This is a genomic window from Paenibacillus sp. FSL H7-0943 (assembly GCF_037963265.1).
Classification (GTDB): Bacteria; Bacillota; Bacilli; order Paenibacillales; family Paenibacillaceae; genus Paenibacillus_AQ; species Paenibacillus_AQ odorifer.
In genome coordinates this window covers 699,497-713,031 of record NZ_CP150148.1, presented here as the reverse complement: position 1 = coordinate 713,031, position 13,535 = coordinate 699,497, and the positions used below count along the sequence as shown (strand labels likewise).

Here is a 13,535-nt window from a genome sequence, read left to right as displayed (position 1 = left end):
GCAAAGTTCACATGTACACAAAGCAGTGACTTGGTATAATACGGGCGGACAACGGAAAACACCGTTGTTCGCCCGTTCCCTTGAGCACCAACAATCGAAAGGATGATCACATTATGAATCGCTCCACATCTGAACAACTTTATCACGAAGCCCTCCAGCATATCGTTGGGGGTGTAAATAGCCCTTCCCGCTCCTTCAAAGCCGTTGGCGGCGGAGCACCTGTATTTATGAAACGCGCCAGTGGATCTCACTTCTGGGATGAAGACGGCAATGAATATATCGATTATCTCCAAGCCTATGGACCGATCATTACCGGCCATGCCCACCCTCATATTACCAAAGCAATTACGACAGCAGCAGAAAATGGTGTTCTTTACGGAACCCCAACCCAGCTCGAAATTAAACTTGCTAAAATGCTAAAAGAAGCCATTCCTTCTATGGATAAAGTACGTTTCGTCAATTCTGGAACCGAAGCGGTTATGACAACGATTCGTGTAGCCCGTGCCTATACAAAACGCAGCAAAATCGTAAAATTCGCTGGCTGTTACCACGGTCACTCTGATCTGGTGCTTGTAGCAGCAGGATCCGGACCTTCTACACTTGGCATTCCAGATAGTGCCGGTGTTCCAAGCAGTATCGCCCAGGAGGTAATCACCGTTCCCTTTAATGATCTGGACAGCCTGAAAGAGGCGCTGGAGAAATGGGGCGAAGATGTCGCAGCTGTTATGGTTGAACCGATTGTGGGGAATTTCGGCATGGTGATGCCTAAGCCTGGTTTCCTCGAAGGACTTTGCAAGCTGGCTCACGATAATGGCTCCCTTGTTATTTATGACGAAGTCATTACTGCCTTCCGCTTCCATTATGGTTCTACACAAACCTATGCGGGGCTGGATAATCATGAGGACATTACTCCTGACCTTACTGCACTTGGCAAAATCATCGGTGGCGGCCTGCCTATCGGCGCTTACGGCGGCCGCAAGCATGTTATGGAACAGGTAGCTCCACTTGGACCGGCATATCAAGCCGGCACAATGGCGGGCAATCCTGCGTCTATCTCTGCAGGGATTGCTTGTTTAGAGGTTCTGAGTGCAGAGGGTGTATACGAAGAAATGGATCGGCTTGCAATCCGCCTCGCCGATGGACTTAAAGCATCTGCAGACCGTCATGGCATTCCACTGACAATCAACCGCATCCGTGGTTCGTTCTCCACTCATTTCTGTAATCATCCGGTTACGAATTATGACGAGGCCCAGGATACAGACGGCGAATTGTTCGCCAGCTTCTTCCGGCATATGCTGAACCGTGGCATTAACCTTGCCCCTTCGAAATACGAAGCTTGGTTCCTGACCACAGCACATACTGATGCAGATATTGATGCTACACTTGTCGCAGCTGAAGAATCCTTCCGCGCTATGGCGACTGAGAAATAAGAATGGATTATGAAACGCAGTGCTCTATAAGCTGAATAACAGCTGCATAGATTAAGGGGCTGTCCCAGTCCCATAAACCGCAAATGTTAAAAGAGCAGCGATTCTCCTATATTGGAGGATCGCTGCTCTACATTTTTACTCATCCACAGTCTGCATCTGTAGCTTGTGGCAAGCTTAAGCCAGCCGTTCTCAAGCGTCAATTTCTCTAGGCTACGTAACAGGTATCGCCGGACCTTCCCCGTGTTTAGTGCAAGGGTTAGGGAGCTTCGATAGATAATCAGGGAAATCCTCCCTATAATTTAGCTAATTTAGCGGAAAACAAGGAACTTACCCGTTTTTTAGGGAGAAAATCCCTAATTCTGTTCATTTACAGAGAATATAGGTTGATAGTGACCACCTTTATCTACGGATTTCATCCGCTAACAGCGTTTGGAAGTCCAAATATTCTACTACTCTCATGTAAAATCCACCTGCTTGTCCAACGTAATCTCAGTCATTAACGGTCTTAACATTTGCTCGCTCCCAGGCACTAGTGAAAACTCTACACCCTCCAGATGCTCCGGCAGCGTTGGGGCGACCAAGAATTGCATTTGTGTATGCGCTCCACCTCCATGACCACCATGCGGCTGCACTTCATATTCATTCTCACCCGCCACTTCAAGCGTTAAAGCCGTTCGAAGATGAATATGTCCTACAGCTTCTTTTAAATATTTGATTTCCACAGTAACTATGCTGAAGGCTTCATACTGCATAGCATGCGTAAGTATATATTCACATTCTTCAACGACCGTCCGCTTCACAATCGGAAGTACTCCCAGCAATAAACCAGGCTCTTCCCAATATTGTCTTCTGGGTACAGTTTCATTCATAAGGTGCAAATGCTGCACAATCTGAGTAGTATTCATCTCGAATCTAGTTGCCCATTCCTCAAGTAGCTTACTATCAGGGGATAATCGTTTCTTGCCTGTTATAGCTTTACGTTCCTGAATCAGACTCAAAATCTGCTCATCAATCTTTTTAACCTCATCATTGTATTCGTTGGCGAATCCTCTAATTGGCATTCTGCTCCAGTTCATTTAACGCCCTCCTCTTATTACTAATTTAAATCCATTAATTGTAAGGGTACATCCTTTCGATTGATTTGTAAAATATTTGAAATATCATAATCTTGCCGATAGGTAAAAAAAAAAGCGACCATCAGCTTTACGCTGTAAGGTCGCCCGCTTTTTAATTCAGAGTTACTCGCCTACTCATATAAGTTCCGGATCTCCACGCCCTGAGGCAGCTTAAACGGATTCTCCTTGTTAATTCGGTCATAGAACATAATCCCATCGAGATGGTCTATTTCATGCTGGATGATGATAGCTTGGTAGCCTTTAAATTTAAGGACAACCTCCTTGCCCTCCAGATCATAACCCTTCACCTTCACGGTTTCATACCGAGGTACAAAGCCATGCACGGGACGATCAACGGACAGACAGCCCTCGCTTTCTGGTAAGTACACCATAGACAAGGAGTGGCTTATGATCTTAGGGTTAACCCAAGCATGCTCTACAGCCCGCCCTCTCTCGTCTGTAAGATACATCGCGAACATCCGCTTCTCCAGTCCGATTTGATTCGCCGACAGACCTACGCCAGAGCGCAGCTTATATTCTTCGGAAATCTCCGGGTCCTGACTGTTCTTCAGAAATTGAAGCATACATTGCAAAGCCTCACGATCTTCCGCGTGTAATGGAAGCTCCACTGGTTGTGCTACGGTACGAAGTACGGGATGACCCTCCCGCACTATATCATCCATGGTGATGATATATTCAGCATTATATTTTGAACTAGACAATATTCCATCCACCTTTTCCTTACGGGCTTAATTTAATTTCTTATGATGTATAGTATGCAGCTTTATGGATTTATGAAAGCAGTTCGCAGTTTGCTGCTGTAATTAACATCGAATCCAAGTCCTGTCGCCAAAGCGGCAAGGGGTAAGTAGGTTTTGTCCTCCTTGCCTACCTTTTGCAGAAAAGCTGGAGTATCAATAGCCACGTTCTCTCCATTCACCTTAATAAATTTCGAGCCAATGGTGATCACAACGGTTCTTCCACCATACACGATGGTAGCGCTGGAGGTTTTGTTATCCCACTTCCCGCTTGCGCCCACGGCATTTAGAATATCTTTTAGCGCCAAAAAGTTCTGCCCATTTTTAAGGATAGGCTTATTGGGTGTATTCAACTCCACGCCCTTCACTACAATCGACATCGGTACCGATGCAGTAGCCATTGTAGCTACAGTAGGAACGCGATACTCTCCCCATTGTAACTCCGCAAAGACCTTAGCAATAGTCTCGTATCCAAGCTGCGTCGGGTGAAAATCAGTTTGCCCTGCTCCAATAATATGTGTCAGCGAGCCTTCTACCCCGGCAAACTTAGCCGCAACATGAGCTACAAGCACCTTCGCTCCCTCTTGGTTCACGCTTGCAGCTACACTATCCGCTGCTTCCGTAAATTTGCCCGCTGCCGTCATTAATCTGTTGTACATTTGACCAAGCGCAACCTTAGGGGCAGGCTGATATTGATCGGCCAGTATAATCGTCGTTTGCGGACTTACCGCACGAATATTCTCCAGCACTGCCTTCACATTTGTTTGATAATCCGCTAGCCGCTGGTCCAGCTGTGTTTGGAAATCCGCATCCGTCAGCTCCTTGAACTGCAAGAACAGACTGCTTACATCATTCCCACCAATCGTAATGGTAATCAGATCAGCTTCCTTAAGCTCTGCTGCGATCTGCGGAGTTAGCTTCACGAACTGCTCTATTCGTGGATCTGGGAGACCTGCCTGAACTCCTTCAACAGTAATCACTGAACCATCCTTGATCGCTCCTGTGTAATTACGTAATCCGGCCGTAGTCAGCCCTAGAATACCATAATTAGTAAGTGCACTTCTGCCATGATACCAGCCCTGCTCAAGCAATCTCTCCGCATAGCCGTATGGCTTAGTATTCACGTCCGTCATTCCTGGCTCGTAGCCAGCAGTAATGGAATCACCTAGAGCTACGATGCGAAAGACATCTTGCCCAGAGTCTTGTATTGCAGTCGTGTCAGCCGCATTTGCCGTGCCTGCTCCTACGCTAATCAGCGCAGATAACAAAAGAAGGCTGCTTATGCCAGCTGCCCAAATTTTTTTCCAATTGCCTAGCATCGTATCCCTCCCAAATTGTTCTAATTCCATTCTACCATCCCAGTATAGCAACGCAAAAGAGCGGCCTCCTATATTCAGGAAACCGCCCTCGCAAATCACTGGCTATTATTGTCTGAATCTTCATCTGACTCTAACTTCTGCCCTGCACGCTCCAGATATTTATCATAACGGTCATCCAGCTCATATCCAATCTTACGATAACGTAATGTTTCTTCCACAATAGGATCGAGCGTAGTCTGAATACGAATTTCATATTTAGGTGAGATTTCCCGGATTTCCTTAGCCGTACGATCGCCTTGTTCCATCTCACCATCTACCAACATTTCGCTCAGCTTGCGTTCCAAATCATCCTTCTCACTCATGCTGTATCGTCCTCCCTAAAGCTTATATCCTGTTGCTTCAGCATTCTTCAGTGACGAAACCAAATATTCGTGAATGTGGCCATTACTTGCTACTACATGGCGTGTACCAATATCATATGAACGTCCTAGGGTATCCGTAATCTTGCCTCCTGATTCAAGTACAAGCAGTACTCCTGCTGCACAGTCCCAAGGGCTTAAGCCCACTTCCCAATAGCCATCTACACGGCCTGCCGCCACATAAGCTAAATGTAGAGCAGCCGCGCCTCCGGCACGAATACCACGAATCTGCGGAAGAATACTTTGCAGTCCGGCCATATTCACAGGTTGTGCAAACTCACGATCCGGCGGAAAGCCCATAGCAATCAGGCTGTCCCCAAAATCAGTCTCCGTAGAGACCGAGGTAGGGACACCGTGCATATAAGCTCCCTTTCCTTTTTCAGCGACGAACATTTCATCACGAGTCGGATCATAAATAACGCCTACTGTTAGTTCACCGCGAATCACCAATGCTATGGAGACACAGTAAAAAGGAAATCCGTGTACGAAATTAGTCGTACCATCTACAGGATCTACAATCCACAAATATTCATGCTCACGAGCTTCTTCCAATGCAGCGGTAGCCGCTGCTGCTCCCGGCGAAACCCCCTCTTCCCCGAGAATGGCATGGTCGGGAAAATGTGTCAGGATCAGCCTGCGGATCATTTGCTCAACGCCTTTATCAACTTCCGTAACCAGATCTTGTGCTGAAGTTTTTGTATTCAGCTCCTTCACGAGACCCTGTCTGCTCTTTATCCATTCTCCTGCTTTGGCAGCCGCATTAATGGCCACCGCCGTATGTCCCTTGCTTGTTACTACATAGGGTTCACGTTCATTCTTACCCTCTGGATTTAAAGGACTCATATCTTCACTCCACTTTCTTGAACATAATCGCCAATGGCTTTAATTCTAAAGCAATCCTATTCACAATACCGTGCAATACGTCAAAACGTTCCCCAAGTTCCCAAAGTTCCGCCAAAAGAGGACCCAATTCTCACCTGCGAGCATAAATGCCCCAGGTCCATATAAAGACGATAAGCGATTAAAGTTTCATTCAACGTACCCTATTTCAAGTTACATATCAAGTCATGATAGGACCCGTATTCGGGACCTATCTCCTTATTTTCATTGTTTAAGGTTCAATATTCACGCTTGCCCCATTTAATAAGGAAATTCCGTTACCGGCCTCAGCCAGCTCCTTCATAGCCTCCATCAATCCAAATAACGCGCCATCTTTTAGTTTCGCCTCAATCATAACATCGACAGCAGGCGTATCTGCGGCAATACGTTTCAGAAAAGCCAGCAAAGGCGCAGGTTCCACGCCATCCGCATGGCTGCGCGGATCAGACGGGCTGCGCGGACTGGATACATGAATCTTAGGCGGCAAAAGCTCTCCAGAAGGAACGTCCTTCTGTGCTAGCTCGCTTCGCCATGTCTGCAAAATGTCAGGCCACAGCTCCCAAGGGAGCTCTCCTTCATTATTCACCCATTGGTGGTGAATATCCAGCACCATCGGTAATCCTACGCTCTGACTGACTGCCAGTGTCTCCGGAGCTGTAAATGTCTTATCGTCATTCTCCAGCGTTATACGCTCCTGCAGCGCTGCCGGCAGCGCGCGGAAATGCTCCTCGAATCGCTTCGCCGCTACAGGCTTGTCCCCATAAGCTCCGCCAATATGGATATTGTTCTTCGCCATGGCAGGAAGCCCCATAGCAACTAGCATGTCCACATGGTACTGCAAATCCCGTACGGAGTTTATCAGCACCTCCGGACGGGGTGTACTAAGTACTGTAAAGTGATCTGGATGAAAAGAAACACGCAGCCCGTGCTTTTTCACATATTGGCCCACTTCCGCAAATTCCTCGGCGAGCGCCGCAAACGGATTCCAGTCCTGCAAATCCGGATGCGTCGCCAAAGGAATGATTTTGGAAGTGAGGCGGTACACCATGATGTCCGAAGCCACATTATGCTTCATCAACCGCAGCGTATTATGCAGATTCATTCTAGCGATGTTCTCCAAACGCCGAAGTGCCGCTTCACGGTCATCCAGCTTCTTAAAAGAGGCCATCGTCATTGTCTTAGATGGGGAGCAGTCTTTGATAACGGTGGACATCGCTACATATCCGAAGCGGACAATCATCCCTGTGCTCCAAAAAACATTTCCTCAGCCAAAGCCGTCTGCACTCTGGACTCTTCTTCATTCAGCTTACGCACAAGCTCCATCTCGACCGCGGTAACCTCATGCCCTTGAAAATTAATCTCTGCAATCGAGGCTGAAATTTTGACAATGGCTACAGCTACATTCTCAGGGGTGTAAGCAATAACCTTTTGGCCCGTTGGATACACACGAAAGCCTTGTTTCACCATTTTGGTGCGCCCATATTCCAGCAGCTCGTACAGCTCTTGTTCACTCTTGAATTTGCAGACGGAGTTGAATTCTGTTTGAAAACCCATGTTTCTTCTCTCCTTCCAGTCGGGATATTCCCGCTATAGCTTCTATTACTCGTTGTCGTACTTAAGACCTTGTTTAAAATTATAGCGCTCCAAGGCTAACTCAATCATTCGGTCTAACAGAGCTCTATAAGATACACCCGTCTCACGCCACAATAGCGGATACATGCTGTAAGGAGTGAAACCAGGCATCGTGTTCACTTCGTTAATTAGAATTTTACCATCCGATTTTCGCAAGAAGAAGTCTGCCCGGGTAATTCCACTGCCCTCAATCGCTCGAAAAGCAACTATCGCGGACTCCTGCAAACGATCGGCCACTTCAGAATCCACTGGTGCAGGAATCATCATTTGCGATTTGCCGTCCGTATATTTGGCTGCGTAATCATAATATTCACCAGAAGAAACGATTTCACCCGGAACAGAGGCTTCTGGTTCATCATTTCCAAGCACGCCAACCTCTACCTCACGCGCATCCACAAACTCCTCAATAATAACTTTGGTATCATAGCGGAAAGCAAAATCAATGGCTTTTACAAGACTATCCTTATCGGCAGCCTTAGAAATACCTACACTTGAGCCTAGATTGGCAGGCTTCACGAATACCGGATACCCCAGTTTATCCTCTACACCAACAATCAACTCATGACGTTTTCTTTTCCAAGCGCTGATGTTGAAATAACAAAACTCGCATTGATCCAGACCGGCATCAGCGAACAGCTTCTTCATGACCACCTTATCCATACCTGCCGAAGAGGCAAGAACACCAGCACCGATGTAAGGAATATTCGCCATTTCGAACAACCCTTGAATCGTTCCGTCCTCACCATACGTGCCGTGCAGCAGCGGGAACATTACGTCCACTGTTTGGTCAGCACCCGATAATCCACTAAATACCACGTTCAGGGCTGTGCCCATATCTTCGGTCGCTTCTGCAAGCTTGAGCTGCTCCACTTGGCTGTAAGGCGCTGATAACTTCTCTCCAACCTTCCACAATCCCTGTTTTGAAATGTAAAAAGGTATAATCTCATATTTATCATAATCAAATGAGTTCATCACGGCAAAAGCCGTCTGTAGCGATACCTCATGTTCTCCTGATTTGCCCCCGTACACCAGCCCTACGGTTAGTTTTGCGTTCCCCATTCCCTTAACCTCTTTCTGTATTATAAATAGTCGTTAATATGAAAAAAACGGTATTTCGTTTGATCAGTCCATGCGTAGGAATCACGATAGTCCCAATACCGATGACGGCTGCTAACGGTACGTGCATTCACAAGCGGCATACCTCCTGCATCAAAAGCTGTGACGATTGTGCTGTGCTGATACTGCCCGTTGCCATCCCAGTCATATTGAATGATATCGCCCAGCATCAATTGCTCCGGTCGCTCCATGACTTCCGCACGCAAGCCACTGCTCCGACTTCCGCTCAAATAGCGTTGCAGACTGTCTGACACAGCCCAGCTATAGCTCCACCATTCTTGTTTGCCTTGGTAACCTTTGTACCACCAGCCCGTTTCTCTTTTACCAGTATAGTTGATAGGTGCTCCCCCTGCAAAGAGACATTGGGAGACATAATTTGTGCAATCCACCTCGAAGGTTTCGAACTCCGGATTGCCGTCTTTCCACCAGCGGTCGGCATACGCCACAGCTTCTTCACGGTTATAACGAACCTCTCTTGAACCTGCAATTTCTCCGAGGACATTCCGGTTTAGCAGGGGCTGTGATGGCAGCGGTGCCGGCAAAGCCTCTCCCCATTTTGATAGTCTGCCCGATAGCTCTACCTCTGCCCGATGAACCGTATTTCTTTCAGGGACACTTCGTTCCACACCAGCAATCTCCCAGCCCCCACCGTCCCGTACAAAGGTCAGCCGCTCCAGCTCGATAATATCCTCGCGGTGGTTAACGCCGCCTTTTTCATAATAAAGCGCACTATGCAGTGTAACCTCTGCTACTACCTCAGTCGGAGTCTGCCGGACGGTCCGCAAAGTCTTAACCCCTGTCTCTCCGCGCAAAGGAGTTATCCCACGTTCTTTATACCACTCAGCAAGACGTCTTGAACGCTCCCCTTGTTCTACCAGAAAACGCGGATCTTTAACGGATACGGAAACGGTATGCGATGATGACTTAGGCTCCACCCTGGCCTTATTCACTTGATCAACATATACATAAAGACTTTGCTTCCACTGTTGTTCCATTATACTCGCGCCCCTTCTTTCCCTTTTAACTGCTGTTCTATGTATATGAAAGGAAACAGGCCGCTATACAGATCGGTTGAATAGTTAAGGATGTTTCAGGCAAAAACTCTAACCCCAAGTCCGACATCTCAATCCAACATGGACAACGAGGACCCTATCACCTAATGACTGAGGAAGAGAAATTCAGTGTGTATTTCGCCTAATAATTAAGTAAAACCAAGGATTCCGGTGAATTCTTTCGAATTATCTCCTTTAAATGGCTCTTTTTGAGGTAAAAAGAATATCCCGAAACGATACAATATAACAATGGAAGGGTAGCTTGGGCATTTTCTCAGGCATAATTCGGGCTTTAGATGTAGGAAAAAAAACTTTACTCCCCACTTTGTAACCGTTATAATTAAGCTAGAAGCAATTTGAAATTGGGTTTCATTAGACGAAACAAGGAGGCGCATATATGCCAAGCAAGGATCATTTTTCATTGGCTCGGACCCTGGAATCAGGCGGCAAATCTTATCGCTATTATGATCTGAAGTCCCTTGAGGAACAAGGATTGGGCTCTATTTCTTCCCTGCCTTTTTCGATCAAAGTCCTACTAGAGGCTGCTGTACGTCAGTTTGACGGACGGGCAATTACTGAAGAACATGTGAAACAACTGGCCGATTGGTCAGGTGACATTGACCGTAATAAAGAAATTCCATTTATCCCTGCTCGTATCGTGCTTCAGGATTTCACCGGAGTTCCGGTAGTCGTGGATCTCGCAGCTATGCGTGATACTGTAAAAAAAGCCGGAGGAGATCCTAAACAGATCAATCCGCTTGTCCCGGTTGACCTTGTAATTGACCACTCTGTCATGGTTGATGCTTTCGGTACAGCAGACGCCTTGGAATACAATATGAACGTTGAGTTCGAACGCAACGAGGAGCGTTACCGTTTCCTTCGTTGGGCACAGACAGCTTTTAACAACTTCCGTGCAGTTCCACCAGCAACAGGTATCGTGCACCAGGTAAATCTAGAGTATTTAGCTTCCGTTGCCACTACTAAAACTATCGATGGTGAAACTGTCGTTTATCCAGATTCCCTTGTAGGAACGGATTCCCATACCACGATGATCAATGGTCTGGGTGTTGTGGGCTGGGGTGTAGGCGGTATTGAGGCTGAAGCAGGAATGCTTGGACAACCGCTCTATTTTGTTACACCTGATGTAGTGGGCTTCAAACTTACAGGCAGCCTTATCGAAGGAGCTACAGCAACGGATTTGGCACTGACAGTAACTGAAATGTTGCGTAAAAAGGGTGTAGTCGGCAAATTCGTCGAATTCTACGGACCTGGCCTTGCTAACATCAGTCTGGCTGACCGGGCAACTGTTGCCAACATGGCGCCAGAATACGGAGCAACTATCGGTTTCTTCCCTGTAGATGACGAGACACTCGCTTATCTTCGCAGCACGGGCCGTCCGGATGATCTGGTGGCGTTGGTTGAATCTTATTACAAAGCACAAGGGATGTTCCGTACCTCGGATACGCCAGACCCTGAGTTCAGCGATGTGATTGAGCTTGACTTAGCTTCTGTCGTTCCTAGCTTGGCTGGACCAAAACGTCCGCAAGACCGGATCGAACTTACGCATATGAAGGAAAATTTCGAAGGTATTATCCGTACACCTGTAGACAAAGGCGGTTATGGTCTCAGCGATGAGAAAATCGCTCAAGTCGTAGAAGTGCAGCATAAAAATGATACTACCAGCAAGCTCAGCACAGGCGCAGTCGTAATCGCAGCTATTACTAGCTGTACGAATACTTCCAACCCTAGCGTTATGCTTGGAGCAGGTCTTTTGGCGAAAAAAGCTGTGGAACGTGGTCTGACCAAACCAGCTTACGTTAAGAGCAGCTTGACTCCAGGATCCTTGGTGGTTACTGAATACCTGCAAAAAGCAGACTTGCTGAAACCACTCGAAGCACTGGGCTTCTACTTGGCTGGTTATGGCTGTGCCACTTGTATCGGTAACTCCGGTCCATTGCCTGAAGAAGTTAGTCAAGCCATTACTGACAATGACATGACCGTAGCCGCAGTCATCTCCGGTAACCGGAACTTTGAAGGCCGCGTACATGCTCAGGTAAAAGCAAACTACTTGGCTTCACCGCCGCTCGTAGTTGCTTACGCACTGGCTGGTACAGTAAATATCGATTTGCAGACTGAGCCACTTGGATTTGATCCGCAAGGTGAGCCAGTATTCCTGAAAGATATCTGGCCAACCACTGCTGAAATTCGTGAAGCCATTGGTCTCTCCCTTAGTCCGGAGATGTTCCGTAGCAAATACGAAAATGTATTCACCGCTAACGAACGTTGGAATTCGATTCCTGTTCCGCAAGGCGAGCTGTATGAGTGGGATGATAATTCCACGTACATCCAGAATCCGCCATTCTTCGAACATCTGGCAGACGGTCTGGGAGACATTAAGGATATCAAAGATGCACGCGTTCTAGCGCTGCTTGCTGATTCCGTGACAACCGACCATATCTCACCAGCGGGTAATATCTCTACCTCTGGTCCTGCTGGCGAATATTTGCGCGATCATGGTGTAGAACGTGCAGACTTCAACTCCTACGGCTCACGCCGCGGAAACCACGAAGTCATGATGCGCGGTACGTTCGCTAACATTCGGATTCGTAACGCAGTAGCTCCTGGTACAGAAGGCGGCGTTACTACTTTCTTGCCAAGCGACGAGGTTATGTCCATCTATGATGCTTCCATGCTCTATCAGGATGCTGGACAAAATCTGATCGTCATCGCTGGTAAGGAGTACGGTACAGGAAGCTCACGTGACTGGGCGGCTAAGGGTACGCTTCTACTTGGCGTTAAAGCAGTTATCGCTGAGAGTTTTGAGCGGATTCACCGCAGCAATCTGGTCGGTATGGGTGTACTCCCACTTCAATTCCAAGAAGGCCACGGCTGGAGCAGCTTGGGACTGACCGGACGCGAGACCTTCAACATTACTGGTCTCGATAACAACGTGGCACCAAGTCAAGAGCTAACTGTCACGGCTACCCGTGAAGACGGCACACAATTCGATTTCCCTGTCATTGCAAGACTCGACAGCACAGTCGATATTGATTACTATCGCAATGGCGGTATCCTGCAGACTGTTCTTCGCCAGATGCTGGCAGATGCTACAGACTCTTCCGCGGTGTCGGTAGAATAGATTTAAAGTAACTTAAAAAGGGACTGTTTCACGGCCATGAGTGGCTGTGAGCAGTCCCTTTTTCATGGGGTGGTTCCAGCAGCCAATTTGTGGCGGGTGAGGTGCCACTGTCTGTTGTCTTTGGGATCTTCACCATTGCTGCGTGAGGCTCAGGGGACATTTAGGATTCCGCGCGCCTCAGGGGACGCCTAGGATTCCATGCTATCGGACTCAGATGACTCTATTCGCTCGATTATCCGACTTTTGGCGTGGGATCGGACTCAGATGACTCTATATGCTGGATTATCCGACTTTTGGCGTGCGATCGGACTCCATAGTCGCTATTGGCATAAAAAACACGCTGAATGAGCCCATTTCTGCCGAATAGCTGCACTGGGGTCCGAAGCTACGACAAAATGGCTGTCAATTCGCAAATAGTGTCCCCTGAGTCCGCACGTCTCAGGGGACACTTAGGATTCCGCGCTATCGGACTCAGATGACCCTATTACCTCGATTATCCGACTTTTGGCGTGCGATCGGACTCCATAGTCGCTATTGGCATGAAAAACATGCTGAATGAGCCCATTTTTGCTTAATAGCTGCACTGGAGTCCGAAACTACGACAAAATGGCTTTAAATGGGCAAATAGCGTCCCCTGAGTCCGCACGCCCCAGGGGACGCTTAGAATTCGGCGCTA

Annotated in this window: 11 protein-coding genes; 2 read left to right on the top strand and 9 right to left on the bottom strand. The window is 47.6% G+C overall.

The genetic code is table 11. The features are described from left to right. The first annotated feature begins 113 nt into the window (after window positions 1-113). Window positions 114-1,430, top strand: a complete 1,317-nt coding sequence (locus tag NSQ55_RS03150) for a glutamate-1-semialdehyde 2,1-aminomutase (RefSeq protein ID WP_076186305.1) — start codon at window positions 114-116, stop codon at window positions 1,428-1,430. A 455-nt stretch (window positions 1,431-1,885) separates the two neighbouring features. Here the strand turns inward: NSQ55_RS03150 and NSQ55_RS03145 are convergent, their stop codons facing one another. The 9 genes from NSQ55_RS03145 to NSQ55_RS03105 all read right to left on the bottom strand — a co-directional run bounded on the left by NSQ55_RS03145 (window position 1,886) and on the right by NSQ55_RS03105 (window position 9,666). Continuing rightward, the gene (locus tag NSQ55_RS03145) at window positions 1,886-2,506 is read right to left on the bottom strand and encodes a hypothetical protein (protein WP_076220196.1); all 621 of its coding nucleotides are present in this window, start codon (window positions 2,504-2,506) and stop codon (window positions 1,886-1,888) included. 170 nt (window positions 2,507-2,676) lie between these two features. Beyond that, complete coding sequence (def, locus tag NSQ55_RS03140) at window positions 2,677-3,228, bottom strand: peptide deformylase (RefSeq protein ID WP_076186335.1); 552 nt, start codon at window positions 3,226-3,228, stop codon at window positions 2,677-2,679. A 101-nt stretch (window positions 3,229-3,329) separates the two neighbouring features. Beyond that, window positions 3,330-4,622 (bottom strand): stalk domain-containing protein, encoded by a 1,293-nt coding sequence (locus NSQ55_RS03135; RefSeq protein ID WP_339171131.1) that lies wholly within the window; start codon window positions 4,620-4,622, stop codon window positions 3,330-3,332. 95 nt (window positions 4,623-4,717) lie between these two features. Next, a complete protein-coding gene (locus NSQ55_RS03130; protein WP_076130524.1) occupies window positions 4,718-4,984 on the bottom strand; it encodes a hypothetical protein in 267 nt (88 codons plus the stop codon). A 15-nt stretch (window positions 4,985-4,999) separates the two neighbouring features. Beyond that, window positions 5,000-5,884: an inositol monophosphatase family protein gene (locus NSQ55_RS03125; RefSeq protein WP_036679857.1), complete on the bottom strand. Its 885-nt coding sequence runs from the start codon at window positions 5,882-5,884 to the stop codon at window positions 5,000-5,002. 268 nt (window positions 5,885-6,152) lie between these two features. Then, complete coding sequence (gene uvsE, locus NSQ55_RS03120) at window positions 6,153-7,160, bottom strand: UV DNA damage repair endonuclease UvsE (protein WP_036679855.1); 1,008 nt, start codon at window positions 7,158-7,160, stop codon at window positions 6,153-6,155. After that, window positions 7,157-7,474 carry a hypothetical protein gene (locus NSQ55_RS03115; RefSeq protein WP_036679853.1) on the bottom strand — a complete coding sequence of 106 codons (318 nt, stop codon included), beginning with the start codon at window positions 7,472-7,474 and terminating at the stop codon, window positions 7,157-7,159. The genes uvsE and NSQ55_RS03115 overlap by 4 nt, the downstream gene beginning before the upstream one ends. A gap of 45 nt (window positions 7,475-7,519) precedes the next feature. Continuing rightward, window positions 7,520-8,611 (bottom strand): D-alanine--D-alanine ligase, encoded by a 1,092-nt coding sequence (locus NSQ55_RS03110; protein ID WP_339171125.1) that lies wholly within the window; start codon window positions 8,609-8,611, stop codon window positions 7,520-7,522. 20 nt (window positions 8,612-8,631) lie between these two features. Beyond that, entirely contained in the window at window positions 8,632-9,666 is a 1,035-nt protein-coding gene (locus tag NSQ55_RS03105) for an amidase domain-containing protein (RefSeq protein WP_036679850.1), read from the bottom strand. Window positions 9,667-10,117: 451 nt separating this feature from the next. On the opposite strand from NSQ55_RS03105, the gene acnA reads away from it, so the two are divergent. Further along, window positions 10,118-12,859 carry an aconitate hydratase AcnA gene (gene acnA / locus NSQ55_RS03100; RefSeq protein WP_038568617.1) on the top strand — a complete coding sequence of 914 codons (2,742 nt, stop codon included), beginning with the start codon at window positions 10,118-10,120 and terminating at the stop codon, window positions 12,857-12,859. Window positions 12,860-13,535: the final 676 nt, after the last annotated feature.

Excerpts from the sequence above, each read along its gene's own strand:
- NSQ55_RS03115 (WP_036679853.1), bottom strand. The coding sequence starts at position 7,474 with ATGGGTTTTCAAACAGAATTCAACTCCGTCTGCAAATTCAAGAGTGAA.
- uvsE (WP_036679855.1), bottom strand. The coding sequence starts at position 7,160 with ATGATTGTCCGCTTCGGATATGTAGCGATGTCCACCGTTATCAAAGAC.
- acnA (WP_038568617.1), top strand. The coding sequence starts at position 10,118 with ATGCCAAGCAAGGATCATTTTTCATTGGCTCGGACCCTGGAATCAGGC.
- NSQ55_RS03150 (WP_076186305.1), top strand. The coding sequence starts at position 114 with ATGAATCGCTCCACATCTGAACAACTTTATCACGAAGCCCTCCAGCAT.
- NSQ55_RS03125 (WP_036679857.1), bottom strand. The coding sequence starts at position 5,884 with ATGAGTCCTTTAAATCCAGAGGGTAAGAATGAACGTGAACCCTATGTA.
- NSQ55_RS03135 (WP_339171131.1), bottom strand. The coding sequence starts at position 4,622 with ATGCTAGGCAATTGGAAAAAAATTTGGGCAGCTGGCATAAGCAGCCTT.
- NSQ55_RS03130 (WP_076130524.1), bottom strand. The coding sequence starts at position 4,984 with ATGAGTGAGAAGGATGATTTGGAACGCAAGCTGAGCGAAATGTTGGTA.
- NSQ55_RS03145 (WP_076220196.1), bottom strand. The coding sequence starts at position 2,506 with ATGAACTGGAGCAGAATGCCAATTAGAGGATTCGCCAACGAATACAAT.
- NSQ55_RS03110 (WP_339171125.1), bottom strand. The coding sequence starts at position 8,611 with ATGGGGAACGCAAAACTAACCGTAGGGCTGGTGTACGGGGGCAAATCA.
- def (WP_076186335.1), bottom strand. The coding sequence starts at position 3,228 with ATGGATGATATAGTGCGGGAGGGTCATCCCGTACTTCGTACCGTAGCA.